At 41.4% G+C, this 23,981-nt stretch carries 18 protein-coding genes; 4 read left to right on the top strand and 14 right to left on the bottom strand.

From position 1 onward, the window contains the following. Positions 1-248 precede the first annotated feature (248 nt). The 6 genes from recA to AC1DXF_RS11305 form a co-directional block, all read right to left on the bottom strand. The gene (gene recA, locus AC1DXF_RS11330; protein WP_477448599.1) at positions 249-1,271 is read right to left on the bottom strand and encodes a recombinase RecA; all 1,023 of its coding nucleotides are present in this window, start codon (positions 1,269-1,271) and stop codon (positions 249-251) included. A 207-nt stretch (positions 1,272-1,478) separates the two neighbouring features. Beyond that, the gene (gene nth / locus AC1DXF_RS11325) at positions 1,479-2,237 is read right to left on the bottom strand and encodes an endonuclease III (RefSeq protein ID WP_477448597.1); all 759 of its coding nucleotides are present in this window, start codon (positions 2,235-2,237) and stop codon (positions 1,479-1,481) included. Between the two features lie 323 nt (positions 2,238-2,560). Continuing rightward, positions 2,561-2,755: a hypothetical protein gene (locus tag AC1DXF_RS11320; protein WP_477448596.1), complete on the bottom strand. Its 195-nt coding sequence runs from the start codon at positions 2,753-2,755 to the stop codon at positions 2,561-2,563. Positions 2,756-2,993: 238 nt separating this feature from the next. Then, positions 2,994-3,578, bottom strand: a complete 585-nt coding sequence (locus tag AC1DXF_RS11315) for an RNA polymerase sigma factor (protein ID WP_147055814.1) — start codon at positions 3,576-3,578, stop codon at positions 2,994-2,996. Between the two features lie 451 nt (positions 3,579-4,029). Beyond that, a complete protein-coding gene (locus AC1DXF_RS11310) occupies positions 4,030-4,200 on the bottom strand; it encodes a hypothetical protein (RefSeq protein WP_477448594.1) in 171 nt (56 codons plus the stop codon). A gap of 153 nt (positions 4,201-4,353) precedes the next feature. Further along, positions 4,354-4,587, bottom strand: a complete 234-nt coding sequence (locus AC1DXF_RS11305; protein ID WP_477448592.1) for a hypothetical protein — start codon at positions 4,585-4,587, stop codon at positions 4,354-4,356. A gap of 386 nt (positions 4,588-4,973) precedes the next feature. On the opposite strand from AC1DXF_RS11305, the gene uvrA reads away from it, so the two are divergent. From uvrA to AC1DXF_RS11290, 3 genes are all read left to right on the top strand, one after another. Further along, positions 4,974-7,949: an excinuclease ABC subunit UvrA gene (gene uvrA / locus AC1DXF_RS11300; protein ID WP_477448590.1), complete on the top strand. Its 2,976-nt coding sequence runs from the start codon at positions 4,974-4,976 to the stop codon at positions 7,947-7,949. A gap of 263 nt (positions 7,950-8,212) precedes the next feature. After that, entirely contained in the window at positions 8,213-10,504 is a 2,292-nt protein-coding gene (locus tag AC1DXF_RS11295; RefSeq protein ID WP_477448588.1) for an IPT/TIG domain-containing protein, read from the top strand. Positions 10,505-10,729: 225 nt separating this feature from the next. Further along, complete coding sequence (locus AC1DXF_RS11290; protein WP_477448586.1) at positions 10,730-11,320, top strand: glycoside hydrolase family 19 protein; 591 nt, start codon at positions 10,730-10,732, stop codon at positions 11,318-11,320. Between the two features lie 215 nt (positions 11,321-11,535). On the opposite strand, the gene AC1DXF_RS11285 is transcribed toward AC1DXF_RS11290, so the two are convergent. Then, on the bottom strand, positions 11,536-11,706 hold the full coding sequence (locus AC1DXF_RS11285; protein WP_477448584.1) for a hypothetical protein: 171 nt from the start codon (positions 11,704-11,706) through the stop codon (positions 11,536-11,538). A gap of 138 nt (positions 11,707-11,844) precedes the next feature. Beyond that, positions 11,845-12,846 (bottom strand): tRNA (adenosine(37)-N6)-threonylcarbamoyltransferase complex transferase subunit TsaD, encoded by a 1,002-nt coding sequence (tsaD, locus tag AC1DXF_RS11280; protein ID WP_477448582.1) that lies wholly within the window; start codon positions 12,844-12,846, stop codon positions 11,845-11,847. Positions 12,847-13,104: 258 nt separating this feature from the next. On the opposite strand from tsaD, the gene AC1DXF_RS11275 reads away from it, so the two are divergent. Continuing rightward, a complete protein-coding gene (locus AC1DXF_RS11275) occupies positions 13,105-17,493 on the top strand; it encodes a translocation/assembly module TamB domain-containing protein (protein WP_477448580.1) in 4,389 nt (1,462 codons plus the stop codon). A 157-nt stretch (positions 17,494-17,650) separates the two neighbouring features. On the opposite strand, the gene AC1DXF_RS11270 is transcribed toward AC1DXF_RS11275, so the two are convergent. The 6 genes from AC1DXF_RS11270 to AC1DXF_RS11245 all read right to left on the bottom strand — a co-directional run bounded on the left by AC1DXF_RS11270 (position 17,651) and on the right by AC1DXF_RS11245 (position 23,832). Continuing rightward, entirely contained in the window at positions 17,651-18,397 is a 747-nt protein-coding gene (locus AC1DXF_RS11270) for an SDR family oxidoreductase (RefSeq protein WP_477448578.1), read from the bottom strand. Positions 18,398-18,472: 75 nt separating this feature from the next. Beyond that, a complete protein-coding gene (locus AC1DXF_RS11265; RefSeq protein WP_477448576.1) occupies positions 18,473-19,045 on the bottom strand; it encodes a Crp/Fnr family transcriptional regulator in 573 nt (190 codons plus the stop codon). Positions 19,046-19,124: 79 nt separating this feature from the next. Continuing rightward, a complete protein-coding gene (locus tag AC1DXF_RS11260; protein WP_477448574.1) occupies positions 19,125-20,330 on the bottom strand; it encodes a bifunctional 3,4-dihydroxy-2-butanone-4-phosphate synthase/GTP cyclohydrolase II in 1,206 nt (401 codons plus the stop codon). Between the two features lie 128 nt (positions 20,331-20,458). Continuing rightward, entirely contained in the window at positions 20,459-21,877 is a 1,419-nt protein-coding gene (locus AC1DXF_RS11255; protein ID WP_477448572.1) for an LptF/LptG family permease, read from the bottom strand. Positions 21,878-21,986: 109 nt separating this feature from the next. Next, on the bottom strand, positions 21,987-22,367 hold the full coding sequence (locus AC1DXF_RS11250; protein WP_477448570.1) for an START-like domain-containing protein: 381 nt from the start codon (positions 22,365-22,367) through the stop codon (positions 21,987-21,989). Between the two features lie 280 nt (positions 22,368-22,647). Beyond that, positions 22,648-23,832 (bottom strand): ATP-binding protein, encoded by a 1,185-nt coding sequence (locus AC1DXF_RS11245; protein ID WP_477448568.1) that lies wholly within the window; start codon positions 23,830-23,832, stop codon positions 22,648-22,650. Between the last annotated feature and the right edge of the window lie 149 nt (positions 23,833-23,981).

The raw sequence follows: 23,981 nt of genomic DNA, 5'->3' as shown, positions 1-23,981 counted from the left end.
CATTCGCTCATTTAATCACCTCAACAGCGCTTTATTTTTATCACGTTGCAAATCCTCTTCGCACACCTTCCGGTACCTTTCAACACCTCCTCAACACCCCAACTTACCCCTCCGGGGACTAAACTTACACCAAGCTAACACAAACAAAAAGCCTCCCAAATTGAGAGGCTTTCAAATATCTATAAACTTTCAAAATCGAACAGGACATCAAAAAAATTCTGTCAATCCTGCTAAATCCTAAAATCGTGTTAGGCTTCGGCTAAATGTTCACCAGTTACGGTTTCTTTAATTTTAACTTCCAGTTCTTCCATCAGCTCGGGGTTATCCAGTATCAATTGCTTAACGGCATCGCGGCCCTGGCCCAGGCGGGTATCGCCATAGCTAAACCACGAGCCTGCTTTTTTGATGATGTTGTATTCAACCCCCAGGTCGATGATTTCGCCGGCTTTAGAAATACCTTCACCAAACATGATATCAAACTCGGCAATACGGAACGGAGGTGCAACTTTATTTTTAACAATCTTAACTTTTACACGGTTACCTGAAACCTCATCGGTATCCTTAATTTGTGATATACGGCGTACATCCAACCGTACCGATGCATAAAATTTCAAAGCATTACCACCTGTGGTAGTTTCGGGGTTACCAAACATTACGCCAATTTTATCGCGCAGCTGGTTGATAAAAATACAGCAGCATCCTGTTTTGCTGATGGTACCGGTTAATTTACGCAAGGCCTGCGACATTAAACGTGCATGTAAACCCATTTTTGAGTCGCCCATCTCGCCCTCGATTTCGGCTTTTGGTACCAACGCGGCTACGGAGTCAATAACCAGGATATCAATAGCGCCTGAACGGATCAGGTTATCGGCTATTTCCAATGCCTGCTCGCCGTTATCCGGCTGCGAGATTAACAGGTTCTCCACATCTACACCCAGTTTTTTGGCGTAGAAACGGTCAAACGCGTGCTCAGCATCAATAAACGCGGCTATGCCACCTTTCTTTTGCGATTCGGCAATGGCGTGGATAGCCAAAGTGGTTTTACCAGATGATTCCGGCCCGTATATTTCAATAACTCTGCCTTTAGGCAAGCCGCCAACACCCAGGGCGATGTCGAGCCCCAAAGAGCCGGTTGATATTACCTCTGTAGGCTCAATAACAGAATCGCCCAACTTCATGATGGTACCTTTTCCGTATGATTTTTCGAGCTTATCCAACGTAAGCTGTAAAGCCTTTAATTTGTCTGCGTTATTTTTATCTATGTTAGCCATCTTCAAATTATCTTTAGCAAATATAAATGTATTATTTAGAAATACTAATTTTTTTAGTAAATATTTTTTGTTTAGTGAGTAGTTGATTAAGTTGGATTAGGTTGATTAAGTTTTAGCTGCCGGAATAGCATCAAATATACAAACTAACTACTCACCAATTAACTTAGCCAACTACTCACTTAATCAACTCAATCAACCACTCACCATTTAACTCTTCTCCACACTCCTTTTCTTCAACTCTTTGCTTATTGTATTCAAAGCCTTTTTCTTTTTGGCTTCTTTGGCTTTTTTAATCTTTGCGGCCTCGGCTTTTAATAAAGCGGTTTCTGTATTGTTGCGCTCATAATACCTGCAGAACCAGGTGAGCGGGCAAATATCGCATTTGGGGCTGCGGGCCACGCAAATGTACCGGCCATGCAGTATCAGCCAGTGGTGGGCTACGGCTATATGCTCTTTGGGAATGTGCTGTATCAGTTGCTTCTCTACAGCCAGCGGCGTAGTGGCGTTATTAGTTAAACCTATGCGGTTGGCTACTCTAAAAACGTGTGTATCTACCGCCATTGCCGGCTCTTCAAATACTACAGATGCAATAACATTGGCAGTTTTACGGCCAACGCCCGGCATTTTCTGCAGGTTATCTATCCCAGATGGCACCTCGCTGTTAAATACATCTACCAGTATTCTGGCCATACCCACCAGGTGCTTTGCCTTATTGTTAGGATAGCTTACACTACGGATATAAGTAAAAACCTCATCGGGTGTTGATGCCGCCAATGCCTCGGGCGTAGGGAAACGTTCAAACAGGGCCGGCGTTACCTGGTTAATACGTTTATCGGTGCATTGTGCAGACAGGATCACCGCCACCAATAACTGGAACGGGTTATCATAATGCAATTCGGTAACAGGATTGGGTTGGTTTTTCGAAAAATATTCAACAAAGTGTTTGTAGCGATCGGCTTTTAACATGGTTCATTAGTTCATTATCGGCTTTGCCTTGTTCATTAGTTCATTGGTAGCTGCACGCTTTATTAGCCTGTTCGTTAATCCGTTTATAATAAGGCGCAATCAGCACACTGCAATTATGCTCAATAAATCGCAAATGGCAAAACCACTAAAAACACCTGCTATAAAATTATTGAACTATCCACCAATGAACTAATGAACCAGTGAACAAATGAACTAAAATAGAAAGGTTCATAAATCATTTATCGGATTTTTGGTTTTTTCGATTCGCATCGGGTAACCTTAATCAACAATTATGATCTATGAACCAGTAAGTGTTGCAATGCTTAGCGCAGACTCTTGGAGTAGTCCAATATCTGGTGGATGGTTTGAACTTTGGGCTTTTTGGCCAAAAGATCCAAATCGGCACGAATTGAATTGTAAAAAATCATCTCGTCTGCATCCAGGTTTAAATGTACATTCTCGTTCATCTCAGCTTGGTTAGCATTAGCATTTAACGTTTTTGTAAAAGTTTCATCCATAAGCTTTATTACTGTAATTTTTATATGATTTATAACGGTGGCATAAAGATAATATTTTGTTAGATGAAAATTAAATGAAATATTTTTTATTAATTAATTTAGCATTGCTCATTAATTAATTGGCTGCCTGATTAATAAAGTTATTTACACGAAAAATCCGGTTAATTGATAATTAATCAATAACCGGATTCAATATTAAAATTATTAAAATAACTTAACTACTTAATATCTAAATGGCCTAATTCTTTAGGCTAAGCTCCCTGCCCTGCATCATTTTTCGCAGGTTATTAAGGGCATACCGCATGCGGCCAAGGGCGGTGTTAATGCTTACATCGGTAATGTCGGCAATCTCTTTAAAGCTCATATCGCCAAAGTGACGCATAATCAAAACTTCTTTTTGCTCCGATGGCAAAAGCTGTATTAAGCCTTTAAGGTCTTTATAAGTTTGCTCCCTAACCATCTTATCTTCAGTACTTTCATCGTAATTACCCAGCACTTCAAAAATATCAAAGTCGTCGCCATTGCTCACCATTGGTGCACGTTTCTCGCGGCGAAAATGGTCGATAACCAAATTATGCGCAATACGGGTTACCCAGGGCAAAAATTTACCTTCTTCGTTGTACTTCCCGGCTTTAAGGGTATTTATTACTTTTATAAAAGTATCCTGAAAAATATCCTCGGCAAGGTATTCATCTTTTACAAGCAAATAAACAGAGGTGTATATTTTTGATTGGTAACGCCTGATCAATTCTACAAGCCCCGCTTCATCACCGGCAATGTATAGATGGATTAGATCCTGATCACTCTTCAATTGAAAATCCATAGAAAGTACTACTTTAAACTTAATTTTTAGTTAAACTCTTAAAAAGTAAAGTATATTCTATAGCGTGCTCGTTAGGGTAAACAAATTGTTACTTCAAATAAAKTAAATTCTACATTAAAAAACAAATTATATTTTTTTCTGCAGGGCTTTTTTAATAATACATCGGGTTTACAACCCGCAAAACAATTTATTATTTGGCAGCATAGCTTATTAGACTAATTTATGTTGCCAAAGGTTTAACGACCGCCAAAATAAATTCTTAAAATTGAATTGATAAAAAAATATGATGCTGTTAATTGTATTGAAATCGTTACAAATGTTTTGTATTGTAAATTTATCAAAAGGCATCAACTTATTGCCCAGCGATATGTTAAAAAATGTTAAATATTAAATGTTGCCAGTGTTAAGGGCGACCAATGACAGTCAACAATTCGGGAAGATTGGATGTATGTTATACCAAACCATCATCCTTTAAACTTTTCAACAACACGTTGATATCAGACGTATCATATTCGCTTTTAAGATAAATCTCTGCCAAAATAACCGTTTCATTATCTAATATTGCGTATGTTATCACCCTGACTCCACCTGACTTTCCTTTGCCGGTTCCGGTGATAGCCATCTCCTGATCTTATAAAAATTCTGCCCCAGATTTGTCCCAATAATAGGATTTATTTCCAAATCAGTAATGAGTTTACCTATATCTGATTTTATGCCCGGATGTTTTTTAGCAATTCTCCTGGCTTCTTTACCAAATGCAGAAGCTATGATAACTCTATAGCTCATTTAAAAATTCTCTTGCATCCTGAAGTTCAATTTTCCCTTCCTTATAAAGATTTATTTCCTTTACAGATCGTTTCAAACGGTTATACATCACCTGTTCCGATTTTGTTAACGGGCGCTTAGCATTATCTTTTGCAACATTATAATCCAGGCCAAAAGCGTCCAATACGGCTTTGATGGCTTTCTCGGTTTTTTTATCCTCAATACTTACAGTCAGCGTAGTCATTATGTTAGCTTATATTGTAAAATTACAAAATGATACCAACTTTTAAAAGCATTATTATACCAATATGCACGTATCGGTTAAATCCAAGGCTTAAAAAGTTAACCCCTTCGTGTGTTTGCGCTAAATTAATTTCACTCATCATTAACCCAAAAAATCCGTCCTAAATATTTAAAAGTCAACAAACTGTAAACTCGGGTATTTAATTGCAATAATCATCTAAACAAAGTGAAAGCGATTTGGATTATGCTAAATATTTTAGGATTTTTGCACTCGCAAAAAGTTCATAGTTGATAGATCATGGTTCATGGTATAAATTTTGCCATCAACCTATTTAGCTTCCTAACAGCTATGATCCATGAACTATGAACCATGAACTAATTCAACGCATGAGCAAAGAAGCAGAAAAAGATCCATCAAAACATATTATTATAAAAGGGGCGCGTGTACACAACCTTAAAAATATGGATGTAGCTATCCCCAAAAATAAGCTGGTTGTTGTAACGGGCATGTCTGGTTCGGGCAAATCGTCGCTTGCTTTTGATACGTTATATGCCGAGGGCCAGCGCCGCTATGTAGAAAGTCTTTCATCATACGCCCGTCAGTTCCTGGGCCGCATGAACAAGCCCGATGTTGATTATATAAAAGGCATAGCCCCCGCAATAGCTATTGAGCAAAAAGTAATCACATCAAACCCGCGATCAACAGTGGGTACATCTACCGAGATTTATGATTACCTCAAATTACTTTTCTCGCGCATCGGTAAAACCATTTCGCCCATATCAGGCCTGCCTGTAAAAAAAGATTCGGTTACCGATGTGGTGAACTTTGTACTTAGCCTGCCCGATGAAAGCCAGGTAACCATATTGGCACCCTTATACCCGCACAATAACCGCAGCCTGAAAGAAGAGCTGGCCGTACTGATGCAAAAAGGTTTTGTACGCGTGGAGTACCAGGGCAAGCTATCAAAAATTGAGGCACTTTTAGAAGACGCCAGCATTGTTGACGACGGCTCATGGCTGGTGGAAGAGGTGAAAGGCGAAAGCGTAAAGGCGAAAGGCAAAAAACTGAAGGCTGAAAGCGATACCGAAACCGTAAACCTTACTACGCATCAGTCATCCCTTACGTCCTACTCGGCTATACGTATTGTTGTCGACCGTGTCAGCAAAAACGAAGAAGATGAAACAGTAAGTCGCTTAGGCGATTCTGTTCAGACAGCATTTTTTGAAGGTAAAGGTGATTGTTATGTACGTTACAAGGAGCAAGCCCCTCCTAAATCCTCCCCGGAAGGGAGGACTTTAAATGACGAGGAGGAAGCTAACGAAACTGAGCGCTTTTTTTGTGACCGTTTTGAACTCGACGGCATTAAATTTGAAGAACCTACACCAAACTTTTTCAGTTTTAATAACCCTTACGGCGCCTGCAAAAAATGCGAAGGTTACGGTAAGGTAATTGGCATTGATGAGGATTTGGTTATTCCCGATAAAAGCAAATCGATATACGAAGGCGCTATTGCCCCATGGCGCGGCGAAAAGATGCGTGAGTGGAATGACAACCTGGTTAGGCATGCCCTGAAATTTGATTTCCCTATCCATCGCCAGTATAACCAACTTACCGCTAAGGAACAAAAGTTATTGTGGACCGGCAATAAGTTTTTCCGTGGCCTTGATGAGTTTTTCAAGGAGATGGAGGAGCAAACCTATAAAATTCAGTACCGTGTTTTGCTATCGCGATACAGGGGCAAAACCACCTGCCCCGAGTGTAAGGGCAGCCGTTTACGCCAGGATGCATCGTATGTAAAAATCAATGAGCGCTCCATTACCGATGTGGTTTTGATGCCGCTGGATAAAGCGCTGGAGTTTTTCCAGGGCCTGGAACTGAACGAAACCGATGCCAAAATTGGCAAACGTTTATTAATGGAAATAACCAATCGTTTGGTTTTCCTGAATGATGTTGGCTTAAGCTACTTAACGCTAAATCGGTTATCAAATACGCTATCGGGTGGCGAATCGCAACGAATTAACCTGGCTACCTCGTTGGGCAGCAGCTTAGTGGGATCGATTTATGTGTTGGATGAGCCAAGCATTGGGCTACACCCGCGAGATACCCAACGCTTAATTGGCGTATTAAAATCCCTGCGTGATGTGGGCAACACCGTTTTGGTAGTTGAGCACGAGGAAGAGATTATGAAGGCGGCCGACCATATTATTGATATTGGCCCCGAAGCCGGCACCCATGGCGGCGAATTGATTTTTACCGGCACTTATGACGAGATTATAAAAGACGATAACAGCTTAACCGGCCGTTACCTTAGCGGTAAAGACGAGATAGCTATACCAGCCACCCGCCGTAAATGGCACGATTTTATTGAGATAAAGGGTGGCCGCGAAAATAACCTGCAGCACGTAAACGCTAAGTTTCCGCTGGGCGTACTTACGGTGGTTACCGGCGTATCCGGATCTGGTAAAACCAGTTTGGTAAAACGCATACTGGCCCCCGCCCTGCAAAAAACGCTGGGCAATTACTCGGGCGAGCAAACCGGATCATATGATAGCATTGATGGCGATTATGCTAAGATAGAACAGGTAGAAATGGTTGATCAAAACCCTATCGGCCGTTCATCACGCTCAAACCCGGTTACTTATGTAAAAGCCTGGGACGAGATCCGTAACCTGTATGCGGCGCAACCGGCAGCTAAAGCGGCGGGCTTAAAACCATCCGCATTCTCGTTTAACGTAGAGGGCGGTCGCTGCGATGTTTGCCAGGGCGAGGGTGAAGTGAAGATTGAGATGCAGTTTATGGCCGATATTTTCCTTACCTGCGAAACCTGCGGCGGCAACCGTTTTAAACAGCATATCCTGGATATTACCTACAACGAAAAGAACGTAGCCGAAGTACTGCATATGACCATTGACGAAGCTTTGCAGTTTTTTGCCAAGGAGCCAAAGATCATATCCAAAATAAAGCCATTAGTTGATGTGGGGTTAGGTTATGTGCAACTGGGCCAGTCATCAAACACCCTATCGGGCGGCGAAGCGCAGCGGATAAAGCTTGCATCGTTCCTGGTGAAAGGTAACAATACACACAAAACCTTGTTTATTTTTGATGAGCCAACTACCGGGCTTCATTTTGCCGACATAAAAAAGCTGCTAAAATCATTTGATGCCTTGCTGGAACATGGCAATACAATTATTGTTATTGAGCATAACATGGACGTTATTAAATGCGCCGACTGGGTAATTGACATTGGCCCCGAAGGCGGCGACCGGGGCGGGAAAGTAGTATTTGAAGGTGTGCCCGAAACCCTCATCAAAGAAAAAAAATCACATACCGGGCATTATTTAAAAGAGCGGTTTGGAAAGTAACCGTTACCTATGTAAAATAAGAAAGGCTTCATAATGATGAGGCCTTTCTTATTTACTCTTAAGTTTTATTTGCTAAGGCGTAACCCAATCCTAAAACCACGGTTACAAAAAGCTGCCAGCTTTAACGTCGGTTTGATCGTCCGCACGCCGGTTGCATCACACCGTTATTACTATTAACGATATTATGGTTAACCTTATCCGGTTATTTTACGTTTAAATTAAAAAATGCAACAATAAGTCTATTCCTTATCATCATAATAAACATGTCGTTAAAAAATCTATCTAAATCAACTGCATTAGTATTATTGCTAATTGTAGGTTATTCATGCTCGAAAGGCAAAAACGATTCATCGGATCCTTCGCCAATTACCAAACCCTCGCTTACGGCAAAAATAGACAGCACCGATTATAACCTGGATGCCGCGGCTATTACATCAACTTATTATAGTACGGATGGAGATGACGTAAAAGCATTGAAAGCTACAGGCCGATTAAATACAACAGGAAATAAGATTGTATTTTTTATAAACAATTTTAAAGACGGCACCATTGAGTTAAGCAAAAAAGCCGGAACATCTTTCAATCCGGGTAATCCTCACTTAAAGATTAATGCGGTAGTAACCACCCCGCCTGTCCAAACCTATGTGCAGTATATCAAAGATGGCAACACTTACTACGCGGTATCGGGCACAATCACTGTTATTATAAAAAGTAATGGTACAGCAACGGTTAAGTGGGATATTAAGTTTATCGACGCCAAGGGCCGTTCGTTTAACTCATCGGGCTCATTCGATCTTACTAATTTCCAGGCCAATGTTAAACCCAAAAAAGATATAGTTGACCCAACACCTGTAAGTAATAAACCGACTATCGAAAGTATTAGTCCGCAAAAAGGGTTTGCTTTAGATACAGTTAGAATTACCGGTACAAATTTTAGTGCAGTAAAAACCGATAACGAAGTTAGTTTTAATGGCACTAAGGCAGTTGTAAGCTCGGCAACAGCTACCCAACTGGTTGTTATCGCGCCCTCTGCGGCAAGTACGGGAAGCATTATAGTCAGCATAAAGAACGGCACTTCTGTAACCGGGCCTGTATTCACGTACTTATTACCGGCAACAATAACCGGAATTAGCCCGGCGAGCGGAAAAACAAACGATACTGTAACTATTACCGGTACAAACTTCAGTACAGTATTAGCAGAAAATGTGGTATTTTTTAAAACAGGCATCGGCATAATGTTAACCGCTACCAGTACAAAATTAACAGTACGGGTACCAGCAGGCGGGTCAACAGGTGCAATAACTGTAAATGTTAATCATGCCCGCACAACCATTACAGGCCCGGTGTTTACTTATACTAACAAACCCGTTCTGCAAAGTATATCGCCTGCGCAGGGCAACCCGGGCGATGTTATCACCTTTACCGGCACCAACTTTAGTACTACTCCAGCCACAAATATTGTTTTCTTTAATGGAGTTCGTGCGTCGGTACTAACGGCTACTGCAACTAAGCTTACTGTTAAAGTCCCGGCCAGCGCTACTACCGGAAAGATAATTTTAAGTGTTGATGGGAACAGTGCCAATGAAGCATTAATTTTCACAGTGAACCCGCCAAAAACTTCGCTGGACTGGGCAGAGGTTTTCTCATCAATCAATTTGCAAAAAAGCAACCAAATGGTAAGCACAGGGAGCAGCATCATGGTCACCGGAGGGCCGCAACAGGGTTACCTGTATTTTAGTGCAGACGGCAAATCATATACTAACGTTTATAACATTTTACCATTTGGCCAGGGGCAAAAACCATCTATCAACATTATCAAAGCCGATAACAACAACTACTACGTTACTACAAGCCTTGGCATTGCAAAATCTACAAATGGCACTAACTGGGTAAAATTAGTTCCGGATGCTACATCGCCCAACAGGAGTTTTACGGGCATTACTGTTAACCAGGATAAAATTACTTTAATAGCAGGTAAAAAGGTTTATAAATCGTCGAATGGCGGCTCAACCTGGTCAAGCGCGGATATTTCCGGTCTGGGCACGCTCAATTACATCAGTAGTTTTTCAAATGAAAAGTACATGTTTGCTGTTGATACCAGTAAGAACTTTACTTCGAAAGAAGAGAAAATTTTTTACCAGTCGACAGATCAGGGCCGCACCTGGCAAAAAACCAGCGGCGTAACAGGTATTTACAATTATAACCTGGGCGAGCGCGATTTCTTAACAACATCGTCATACTATGTATTTTGTTCCTTTGCTTATAAAGGTCTGGGACAAAGCCTTGGCAACACCCGCTTATATCGCTCTGTAAACCAAGGCGATTCATGGGAAGACATAGGCAGCGAAGCATGCAGAGTAATAAAAACAGCCGGAGATATTGTAGCCTACGGAACAGCCTACCTTAATCTATCCTTTAATAACGGTAATACATTTACAAAATACACTATACCAACGGGATATACTTTAGGAGGCATCGTAATTACTCCATCTTATTATTACATCAGCGCGTATACCAACACTGGTTCCAATAAGATATTCAGGGCTGTACGATAGATAATCCAAATTTCAAAAAAACGGCTACGCTTTATAACAGCATAGCCGTTTTTTTTCTCCGGATATTCCTGGTCGCACCACTTTAAAATCCGTAAAAAGATTTGCCACTTTGCTCCTGAATCGTTATATTTGACTAACATCCAACATCTTACCAAATAAACTGCGCAATTTTTATATCCGGGTAAACGTTGGCTCAATCATTAATATACCTAAACTTATACTATTATGCCAGGAAGTAAAACATTTTACGACACCATCCGCCCATTGTTTGGCGGACATTTCTCTCAAAGCCAGATTGATGGCGTCGAAACTATTTTAGCCGTTATTGCAGCAGCTGGCATAACCGATAACCGCAAAACAGCATACATGCTGGCTACCGTGTTTCACGAATGCGCTAAAAAAATGCAGCCAATAGCTGAATTTGGCAAGGGCGCTGGCCACGACTATGGTAAAAAATTAAAAATGGGGGCTGGTCCTGGTCACCGGGTACCCTATACCACGCCCGATAAATTATATTATGGCAGGGGCTACGTACAACTAACCTGGTACGAAAATTATGAGAGTATGGGCCATTTATTACATGTTGAGCTGCTCGGAAATCCCGAACTGGCCTTAGATCCAACTATAGCCGCAAACATCATGGTTAAAGGGATGGTTGGCGGGCTATTTACAGGCAAGGGCCTTGGCAAATATTTTACAACCGACTTAACCGACTGGATAAACGCACGCAAAATAATTAACGGCCTTGACCAGGCCGCAACCATTGCGGGGTATGCTCAAACGTTTTATAAAGGATTAACGGTGCCGACCGCTTAACAACATTTCAATATGAATATACAGGGCGTTTCCTAATTAGAATTGGAGCCGAGGTGTGTTGGTGCTGAGTTCATGCAGATATTCTTTTCCATCCAACGCGAGTTATCTGAACCCGGATTAAGCAGATTCTCCGGATTTCAGGATTTTAGAGTAAAAAAAACCAAAAATCTGATAAATCCCGGTTCAGACAAAAACTTAATCAACCACTCACCCAACTATTTACCACCCGTTTTTACGTACATGTAAATAATACCGCCAATAACGGTAATAGCCAATACAATAAGACCGGTAACGCCTTTCTTTTTATCCTGGCGCATCAGCCATACTAAAAATGCAATCAGCGGCAGCACAAAAACTGCCCAGAATATTAATGATGGAATGTTCATTCAGTTAGTGAATTATTGAATTAGTGAATTAGTGATTGAATTTAATTTCTGATTTATTGAATGAGTAAGTGATTTGCAAAGTTAATGATGAATCATTCTTTTTCAAATCACTAATTCACTAACTCGCCCATTCACTAATTAAAATATCATCCTTGCCATAGGTGCAATTTCCTGCCCGGCAAATTCGCCTTTTAAATATTTATAGTAGCCGGCAATTGCAATCATGGCGGCGTTATCTGTACAATATTGCATAGCCGGAATAAAGCTTTCCCAACCGTTTTTTTCGCAAAGCGCCTGCAGCCCCAGTCTTAAACCCGTATTGGCCGATACACCGCCCGCCAAAGCCAATTGTTTAATGCCGTACTGTTTTGCGGCCTTTTCAAATTTATTAAGCAATATGGTTGCTATCCGTTTCTCAACCGAAGCACAAATATCGGCCATGTTTTCGCTGACAAAATCGGGGTTCTTAGCCACGTTATCGCGAATAAAATACAATATCGACGTTTTTAGCCCGCTAAAACTAAAATCAAAGCCCGGGATCTGCGGCTCCGGGAACCTGTAAGCATCCGGGTTACCCTGCCGTGCATACTTATCTATTAATGGCCCGCCGGGATAGGGTAAACCTAATATCTTACTGGTTTTATCCATAGCCTCGCCGGCAGCATCATCCAGCGTTTGGCCTATAATTTCCATTTCAAAATAGTCTTTTACCAAAACTATCTGCGTGTGACCACCCGATACCGTAAGGCATAAAAATGGAAACACGGGCTTATGATCACCAATAAAATGAGCAAGGATATGGGCCTGCATGTGATTAATTTCGACCAATGGCACGTTTTGAGCAAGCGCAAACGCCTTGGCGAACGATACTCCAACTAATAATGAGCCTAAAAGCCCCGGCCCGCGGGTAAAAGCTACCGCATCAATATCATTTTTGTTTACTTTTGCGTTCAATAGTGCTTGTTGAACGGCAGGAACAATATTTTGCTGGTGTACCCTTGAGGCAAGCTCGGGGACAACACCACCATATGCCTCGTGAATGCTTTGGTTAGCAATAACATTGCTCAGGATAACCCCATCAACGCAAACAGAGGCAGATGTGTCATCGCAAGAAGATTCAATTCCTAATATTACAGGCACTTTTTTAATTATTGAATTAATGAATTAGTGAGTTAGTGAATTCCTGTTTAGCTGAATTTTCTGATTTCAATGAAAGATCATCAAACTAATCAATGCTTTAATTGTAATTGATGAGTTTTAAATCACTAATTCAATAATTCACTAAATCACTAAATAAAAGGCAAAGTTATTAAAAAAGCACTCAAAATAGTATTCGGGCTGGTGTTGTTGATATTATTGACACTAAGCATACTTTTATTAGCTTTTCAATATAAACCCGTGCAAACATGGGCCGCTAAAAAGGCGACCAGATATTTGTCGGACGAATTGCAAACTACCGTGAGTATAAAAAGCCTTTATATAAGGCCATTCAGTACAGTAGTCATCGAAGGTTTGTATATATTGGATAAAAAGAAGGATACGCTGCTAAACACACCCAAACTGGCGGTTGATGTAAATGGCTTCTCCATTTTCAACAGCATCAAACAACGGCTTATTACCTTTTCGGCCATTGAGCTTGATAACGGTTCTTTTTACCTTAAAAAGCAAAAGGATAGTACTACCAACCTCGATTTTATCATCAATTATTTTAATTCGGGCGATACCGCAAAAACTACCAGTAAGCCATGGACGATTAATTTTGATAAGATTACCATTAACAACTTCCACTTCCGATACAAAAATCAACTGGTTGATACCGCGATGGCCCAGGTTAATTTTGACGATATTGATGTAAAGCACTTCAGTACCGTGGTTTTAAACATGGATATTAAAAACCACTTGTTTAAAGGCAATGTTCAAAAGCTTACGCTGGAAGAAAAAAGTGGGTTTTATGTCAAAAATTTAACATCAAACGTTACTATCGATACCAACCAGGTGCTGGCGCAAAATCTTCATTTAAAAACCGGGCATTCTGATTTAAAAGATTATTTCAGGATGAAATTCAAATCGTTTAGCGATTTTGAGGAGTTTAACACCAAGGTTTATATGGATGGCGATTTTAAATCGTCGCGGGTATCATCGGCCGATATTGCCTACTTTACCAGCGGGCTCGAAAAGGTAAGCTTCGACCTTGGTTTAGATGGACGTGCCCACGGTACGGTTGGTAACATAAAATCAAAAGGAGTTACCATAACCGGCGGCCAGGCTACCTTTATAAAAGGCGATTTTAACTTAAGAGGTTTGCCCGATTGGGATAACACTTTCCTGGAACTTAGGTTTGACCAGATAGCATCCAACAAAAAAGACATTGATTATCTTATCAGCCATTTCTCGGGCCAGCCCAACCTAAAGGTGCCTGATATTATAAACAAGTTTGGCAACATCAATTTCACAGGCAGGTTTAGCGGTTTGCAAAATGATTTTGTGGCTTACGGTATTTTTAAAACAAAGCTTGGCCGTTTTGATTCGGACATTAATTTAAAGATCGACAAAAAAGGAAACCCCAGCTACAGCGGAAAACTGGACGCCTTTAACTTTGACCTGGGCACCTTGCTTGATGAAAGCAGCCTGGGCCGCACCACATTTACATCAAACATAAAAGGCAGCGGCAACAACCTGAAAACGCTGAGCGAGAAAGGCGATGCTAAAATTAAATACATCGATTTTAATAATTACACCTATAACAACCTTTCCATCAACGGATCGTTTATTAGAAAACTGGCAGATGGGCATATTACCATTAACGACAAAAACCTAAAACTCGACCTAAAAGGCAAGGTAAACTTAAACGGCCAGCTGCCTGCTTTTGATTTAACAGCCACCATTAAGGATGCTAAATTAAACGCCTTAAAACTGATAAAAGACACCATTACCCTTAGTACACAGCTAAAAACTACATTCATGGGTAATGATCTTAAAAATTTACAGGGCAATATTTTGCTGTCGCCGATAAAGATTGTCGACCCTCGCAATAATTACCTGGCCGATTCGCTTTACCTATCAGCCAACGGCAGCGGCAATGCCAGGGAAATAGCGCTTCAATCAGACTTTGCCGATGCAAACATTAAAGGAAGCTTTGACCTCGCTACCTTACCATCGTACTTTAAAACCATTGTCAAAAAATATATCCCGTCGTTACAAACTACTATTGTACCCCCCAAACCAGAGGAGTTTGATTTTAACCTCGTCATAAAAAAACTCGATCCGCTCACATCTATTTTTTTACCTAAATTAAAAATACCTGAGCAGGGGAATTTTACCGGCCATTTTGATTCCAATAACAAAACAGCTACGTTATCGGGCTATGTAAAAACGTTTAAATACGGAAAGATAGTTTTTCATGATTTTATTATTGATGAAAGCACATCCGACAATTTACTGGGGCTTAACGTTTCGCTAAAAAGGGTTGATCTAACCGACAGCCTTTTTATAAAGGACATTAACATAACTAACTTTCTTAAAAACGATAGTTTAAACTTTAACGTTAAGCTATCCGATAAAAACGCGGTGAACCAACTGGATCTTTATGGCCTGGTTGAATTTGGTAAAGACACTACCGCCAAATTGAAACTATTACCATCAGACGTAATCCTGGAGCATGAAAAATGGAAGATACAAGACCTGGTACGCATCCGGCTGCTTAATGGCAAAACCCAGGTATCGGGGTTTGAGTTATCAAACGGAACGCAAAAGGTAAAAATAAACGGCTTTATATCTGATAGCCCTGCTGATGTTTTAAAACTCTCGTTTGAGAAATTTAATATGCGAACGCTTAACCAGCTTACCAAAACATCGGGCATATTTTTAAAGGGCTACCTTAATGGCGATGTAAACATGACCGCCATTACCAAAGACCCCGGCGTTGATGCCAAACTTACCATCGATTCGCTTACCATGAACAAAACGCTTATTGGCAATGTAAAACTGGTATCTGTACTGGATAACGATCGTAAGCAGGCCGATGTGAAACTAAACATCGTTAACCGTGGCCTTGAAACCATGAACCTGGCAGGAATATATGCTTTTGGAAAAGATACAGAAGATAACCTGGACTTTGATGTAAAAATGAACCAAACCGAAGCCATTATTTTTGAGCCATTTATTAAAGACCTGGTATCAGACGTTAAAGGAAATATTTCTACCAATTTAAAGCTCTCGGGGAGCCCGTCGAAACCCAAATTAAACGGCGATGTGACTTTGGTTAATACCGGGGTAACCGTTAACTATTTAAAAACAGCCTATACGGTTAATAGCAAGGTAAACGTAACTAACAGTGTTATCAAGATAGATAACATGGTGCTTAAAGATAAAAAAGGCGGCACAGGTACCGCTAATGGCACTGTAGATTTGAACAACCCATCGAACCCGGATATAGAGGTTGACCTTGTAGCAAAAAACCTGTTGGCACTAAACACCACATTTAAAAATAACCACCTGTATTACGGCACGGCATACGGAACCGGGAATTTCAGCTTCAAGGGGCCTGTTGATAACATGAAAATTGATATTAAAGCGCATACCGAAGCGGGGACAATCTTCAATATCCCGCTTAACACCTCGTCAACAGCAAGTGAGTATGATTTTATAAAATTCGTGAGCCATAGCGATACAGCAAAGGTTGTGGCAAAAGAGCGTGCATTTAACGGCGTAACCCTTAATTTCGATTTAACCGCCGACGAAAAAACCGTTGTAAGGATAGCCACCGATTATGGTTTGCTGGAAGGCAGCGGCGTGGCCAATAACCTGAAGCTGAACATCAATAGCCTGGGCGATTTTGAAATGTATGGCGACTTTTTAATAACTACCGGTAAATTTGAGTTTACGGCTAAAAACTTTATCAGCAAAAACTTTACGGTAAGCCAGGGTGGCACCATCCGGTGGACAGGTAACCCTGCAAAGGCCGAAATAAACCTTAAGGCGTTATATGAAGTACGTACAGACCGCTCGCCATTGTATACTGCTGCAGGCCTGCAATCGCCGCAGGGCAATAAGCAGGTATTGGTACAAGCCGAGCTGATACTGACCAAATCGCTATTATTACCTGTTATCGATTTCGATTTTAACTTCCCCACTGACCCATCTGTAAAGGATGATGTGGCTACTTACCTGTCAGATAATAACAACCGCAGCCAGCAGGCGTTAAGTATTATTGTACGCAGGCAGTTTTCGTCGGGCAGTAACAACAGTTTAACTAACCAGGTAATAAGTACAGCCGGTGATGCCGTTACCGAATTCGCTTTTAATAAGCTGAATAACCTGATAGCGCAATCAAACATTAAAAACTTTGATTTAAACATCCGGTCGTTTAATGAGGCCAGCGCTTCGCTTCGCTTTTTTAACGACAGGCTTTCATTTAACGGAAGTTTATTTACCAATACAGCCTCAAACGATTTGTTTAACAACAATAACACTACCCTTTTTAACCAAAGCTTTAATGCCATTAACAAGGATTTTGAAGCCCTGTACCGGATCAGGAAAGACGGCAACCTAACAGCAAGGTATTCATACAGGATTTTAAATAGTACCACGCTAAACAATTTAAACAACCAGCTACTCCCACAGTATGTAAACGGCTTAGGCTTGGTATATCAACGGGATTTTGACACTTTCCGCGAGTTTATCCGCAACCTTTTCAGAAGTGGCAGGCGCGCCCAGGCACCGATAACGCCACTACCGGTAACAAACCCAAATCCTATTGTTACCAGGCCGGATGAGGATGATCAGTAGATATGCGGGGGAAGATTTTGATGTGCCGATGAAATGTTTTTGGTTGCTTTAGTCGGCAGCGTCCAATGTCAAAAAGAGGCTTCTCAAAAAGTTATCTGCTTTCCAGCTCGAGGTTACTTCTGAGATGCCTCTTTAAGGACGGCGAAAATTGTAATGGCTATATTAATACATAACCGCCATCTACAACAACACGTTGTCCGGTACTGTACTTTTGGGTTAACAGGTAAATATAGCTTTGTGCTATATCATCGGCACCGGCAATGTATTTTACCGGCAGTGTATCGCTAAAATGGTTAAACATTGCCTCACGCTCAGCTTCGGCCATATTGCTCCACAAGTCTGTTTTAACTAAACCCGGTACAACTATATTTACCCGTATAGGCGCAAGTTCAATGGCCATTGCCCTGGTCAGCCCTTCCATCGCCGCACAAATACTTGCCCCTAATCCCCAGCCTTTTCCGGGGCGGATAGCGGCGCTCCCGCCACTTAGTACAATCGAGCCGTCTTTCCGTAGGTGTGGCGCCGCATATTTTACTGCCATAAACGCACCCCAATACCGCAGGTCGAAAAATGTTTTCGCATTTGTTATTGTAACATCCGCTATGGTATTTATTTGCAACGGTTCGCCGGCGGTAAACACAAGATGGTCAAATGCTCCAATCGTGGTAAACAGCTCTTTAATTTGCTCTTCCTGGGTTAAGTCAACCGATATGGCTGTAGCGTTTGCTGGCAGTTGCGTTAAGGCTTCGTTAAGTTTACGCTGATTGCTCGATACAATAATAATTTCGGCCCCATTGGCAGCGGCAGCCTTTGCTGTTGCCAGGCCTATACCGGCGCTTCCGCCCAATATCACTACTTTTTTTTGATTCAATAACGCGTTTGCTTGTTTTGATAACTCTTCCATTTGTATTTGTATTTTTAATACAAATTTCAGGAAGCAGGCGCGCTATACACTTACCAAATGGTAAAAACGAATGACCTACCGAATATTTTTCCGGATACGGCTAAGCGATTGTGGAGTAACTTCTAAATATGATGCAATACTGCTTAATGGTACACGTGCAGCGATTTCGGGCTGACGGGCCAGAAATGTTTTATAGCGCCTGGCCGAGTCTTGTCCAAGGTAGGCGTTTCGGATGGCTATCTTGTCTATCAGGGCCTGGTTGGTTATCTGGTTTATTAACGCGTGTAAGTAGGGTAAATCCAGGTAAAGTTTGTCCAAAGCTGTGCGGCTTATCGCCAGCACTTCGGCATCGCATGCAGCCAGTATACTCTCGTAAGCTATAATTTGGTTATTAAAGCTGTTTAGTATCGAGCAAAATTGGTTTTCTTTTAAAAAGAAATGAGTCACCTGATTTCCGTTATTGTCTATCACTATTATGCGTAGCACACCCTTGCATATAAAAAATAGTTCTCGGCATATTTTGCCACCCTTAAACAAAATACCACCTTCTTTATAGTGCCGATGTTGTACCGCCAATGATATCAGGTTTTCATCTTCCTGCGGGATGTTCCTGAATTGCCTCAATAATTTAACTAATGCATTTGCCATACTCGCAAAATATCCTTTTTGAAAATAGTAAGCCCCAACTTTAATATCGTTGGCAAAAAGCTGTCTTAAAAAGAACGGCTTAATGATCGCGCATAATGGCGTGGTCCATTTTATCGCGTTTGGTGCGCAGATATAATTCGTTATGTGGGTTTGATGCTATTTCGATAGGCACATTTTCAACAACCTCCAGCCCGTACCCAATCAGGCCTGCACGTTTTTTAGGATTATTGGTCATGAGCCTCATTTTTGAAATTCCCAGGCTGCGCAATATCTGCGCACCAACGCCATAATCGCGCTGATCCATTTTAAAGCCCAGTTTAACGTTGGCTTCAACGGTATCGTACCCATTCTCCTGCAAATGATATGCCTTTAACTTATTAATAAGCCCTATGCCACGGCCCTCCTGGTTCATGTAAACAACAACACCTTTGCCTTCCCTGCTTATCATCTCCATTGCTTTATGCAGTTGTGGGCCGCAATCGCAGCGGCATGAGCCAAAAATATCACCGGTAACACATGAGCTGTGTACCCGGGTTAAAATGGGCTCACCGGGCTCCCAGGTGCCTTTTACCAATGCAAGATGATTTTCGCCGGTATCCAATTGGGTGTAAGCAATCATTTCAAAATCGCCCCACTCGGTAGGCATTTTCACTGATACCTCTTTTTTAACCAGGGTCTCGGCATTTAAGCGGTAAGCTATCAGGTCTTTTATCGAAACAATTTTCAGGTTAAATTCTTTTGCCATAACCAAAAGGTCGGGCAGGCGGGCCATGTCGCCATCTTCTTTCATTATCTCGCATATTACTCCGGCGGGTTCAAAACCAGCCAATACAGCTAAATCAATAGCTGCTTCGGTATGGCCCGATCGGCGTAAAACGCCCCCATCCTTAGCAATCAGCGGAAATATATGCCCTGGTCTTCCCAAATCTTCTGGTTTGGTAGCCGGGTCAATTAACGCTAACGTAGTTTTTGAGCGGTCGGTTGCCGATATACCCGTAGTACATCCATGCCCTAATAAGTCAACAGAAACGGTAAAATTGGTTTCGTGCGATGTGGTGTTATGGCTCACCATCGGCTCCAGGTCAAGTTCGCGGGCCCTATCTACAGTAATAGGCGCGCATACAAGGCCGCGGCCATAGCGCACCATAAAATTTATTGCTTCGGGGGTTGCATTGCGGGCCGCAGTCAAAAAATCACCTTCATTTTCCCTGTCCTCGTCATCAACCACAATGATCATTTTACCTGACCGTATATCTTCGATAGCTTCTTGTATTGTATTTAACATTATATGGTTATTACGTACGGCGGGCCTAAAAGGCTGCCATGATGTATTAAAGTTTAAACAAATTTAAACTATATTAAAATGATTCTGGTCGGTACTATGTAAAATCATCTATGGGGCAATATCCGCTATCACGCGTCCTTGCGTTTAAAGAGTTTATTGAAATACCTTTTATAGGCTTCCATATCAAATATTACCGAATCGGTGGCTGCCTTATATGACAGGAAAAGCCCTATTGGCGTTAGCACGATAATAGCCACCCACATGCCGAAAACGGTATTAACATTACCTGCCTTTACCGATTTTTCGCCTATGGTTGATATGATATAGTAGATGAGGAAAAATATTACTGAAATTACCACCGGAAGCCCTAACCCCCCTTTACGGATAATAGCACCCAGGGGCGCACCTATTAAAAATAAGGCGATACAGGCTGCAGATAAGGTATATTTCTTCTGCACTTCAGAGCTGTACCGGCGGATGGTAGATGCGTCGTTATTATACTTATCGGCGCGGTTCTTCAAAAAGTCTTTTACCGACCGCACTTCCGATGCCGCGCTTGACAAGGCCATCTGTTGGTCGGCTATTTTCATGCTTTTTAATACATCTTTATCAGCAGGAATAAATTTCACTTTTGATTTGGCCGGTAAATTAAAATATTTGATGTAGGGAGTAATGAGCTTATAGTTTAACGATACGGCAGCATCCACCGCTTTTTGGCTCGAATCGACAAAAAACTTCAGCTGCCTTAAGTTCATCATCTGCGATGCCTGCTTAAACTCGTTTTCGTCGGTGCGGCTAATCTTGAAGCCATCCAGCGGAAATTTTTGCTCCATTTCTTTAAACCGGAAACGGGTAAAGCGTTGCCGTAAATCATAATTAGCGCCGTCACTTTTCGACTCATTGTAGTTTACGCCATCTTTTAGCTTTAACACCAGGTACTTGTCACCCATGGTACGAAACATGGTGCCTTCACGGGCCATGGTAACCTCGGTATTGTTATTTTCTTCGTTTTTCTTGTATATAATGATGCCATATAACCGCTGCCCATCGGGATCCTTTTTGCTTACACGAATAGTGTAACCAGGAAAGTTGGAACTGAAAATCATTTCGGGCAGTAAATCGGCCGATTTCTGTTTTCGCGCATCATACAAAAGGGAATAGTACTTCAGGTTAGCTATTGGCAGCATATAATCTGAAAAGAAGAAAGCCCCGATACTTAATACTGATACAATAATTATCATCGGATACATTGCCCTGCGCAGGGAAATGCCGGCAGCTTTAATAGCTACCAGTTCATAATTTTCTCCAAGGGCGCCATAGGTCATAATGGTTGATAGTAATACCGATAGCGGAAGCGCCATCGCTACGTTGGTTGCCGAGTTATACATCATCAGTTCGAGGATAATATACCAGGCAAAGCCTTTGCCTATCAAGTCGTCGATGTATTTAAACAAAAACAACATCAGCAACACAAACATCACGATGAAAAGGGTGCTTACAAAAGGCCTTATAAATGATTTAAGCAGTAAAAGGTGGATCTTTTTCATCGGGGCAATTTGTATTTACAGGATAAAAACCGCGTAACTGTGCAGGTTAATTTTCATTAACGCAAAATTAGTGTTTGGCAATACAAAATTAGATAAATTTAAATTGGCCTTACGCGCCCAGTACGCTTATGAGGTAATCAATCTGGTTATCCCATATCAGCTTCCGCTCTGCAATTTGATCTTCCGTAGCAAAATCGGTAATACTAAGGGCTACATCATTGGTGAGTTCGTCCTGCAATATTTCCATTTCAAAGTAGCATTGAGGCTCGTCCTCAAGCCATTTAAAGCGGACCAGTTTATTTTCTTTCACTGCAATAAGCTTTGCTTTTTGCGGTTCATCGTCCCAGGTAAAAGTAAAAACCTGGTCCCTAACATTTACATCATCGGCAAACCATTGCGCTAACCCGTTAGGCTCATTCAGGAAAGTGAACAGTATTCTTGGAGATGATTTTATCTCATACTCAATAGTAAATTTCTTTTTTTCGGACATCGGGGTTTATACTTGAAAACTGATTATGCAGTAAATGTTAACATTTTTTCTAAAGAAAACGAATTTCTGCTATATTTGCAAACCTTTTTAAGGAAGCCCACTGATAATAATCAGGGCCGCTCTTTTTAACCACCATGTAAAGAGGGTTCATATCCAGATACTTTAAGCTTGCTCTTATAAATTAAAACTGGCTGTACAAGTAGACCTCTAATATATCATATTATTTTTTTCAGCATCATGATTCAGTAAACACCGCTCCGATAACTGATTACTAATCCTCTTAGCTATTTATTTTCTTCAATTCCTGCATCAATTCGGTTAACGAAATGGCGGTTATACCTTTACCCATCGAATATTTTTCCTGGCCTGAATAAACCACAAATTTATGTGTAGCGCCGATATCTTCACATCCTGAATAAAAGCCTTTTGATACAGAGGGTGTCAGTGACCGCTTAATTTCGATGGCATAGATATTCTTTTTATTTTGTTCAATAACCAGGTCAATTTCGGCCCCGGCAGATGTACGATAAAACCATGGTGTTACACCGATTGGTAAACAAGAAATCAGGTTTTCGATGACAAAAGCTTCCCAGCTTGCACCTACTACCGGATGCCCTAAAACATCATCGGTTATTTTGAGATTAAGCAAGGCGTGAACAAGGCCACTATCACGAATATAAACTTTAGGCGCCTTAACAAGCCGTTTGCCTAAATTACCAGACCAGGGACGGATCGAACGGATTAGCAATAAGTCTTCAAGCAGTTCAATATATCTTTTGGCAGTAGATGCAGCAACATCAAGGTTAGCCCCCAATTGAGCGGTATTAAGTTGAGTGCTCTGGTTATGCGCTAACATTGTCCACAAGCGGCGTAATGTTACTGCGGGTATCCTAACGCCTAATTGCGGCACATCGCGTTCTAAATAGGTGCTTATGAAGTTTAAACGCCATCTGAAACTTGCATCGTCTGTTTTGGCCAAAAAGCTGCTCGGAAACCCGCCCCTTAACCAAAGTTTTTCATCCGGGTCTTTTGCCGTAGATTGTATTTCCAATGCATTAAACGCGGATAATTCCTTATAGGCTATTCGTCCGGCAAGCGTTTCAGATGATTGTTTTAGCAGGTCAAGCGATGCCGACCCCAATATCAGGAATTGCCCAAAATTTAATCCCTCGCGGCGGCGTCGGTCAATAACCCCACGCAGTACCTTAAATATTTCAGGCATACGCTGAATTTCATCAAGGATAATTAACTTGCCTTTATGACGCTCAAAATAATCGTTGGGGTCGCTTAGCTTTGCTTGGTCTACCGGATTTTCTAAATCAAGGTAAATCGGTTCTGGCCCAAAAGTCGCAGCGATTTCTTCCGCCAGGGTCGTTTTTCCTACCTGACGCGGTCCTAATAGGCCTACAGCAGGAAATTCCTGCATTAAAGTAACTATTTCGGCTTGGGCTTCTCGCTGTATCATCCTTGCAATTATAGCGATTACCGCACGATTTGCAAGGATAAAATTAAAGAAAATGAATTAATTAGGATAATGTTGTGGTTAAAAAGGATCGGTTATTGCCAAAAGCACAGGCAGCCGTTACATGTCCGATGGTCATTCCTGTGAATTGG

The organism is Mucilaginibacter sp. P2_A5, assembly GCF_056404995.1.
This window is presented reverse-complemented; position numbering and strand designations above follow the sequence as displayed.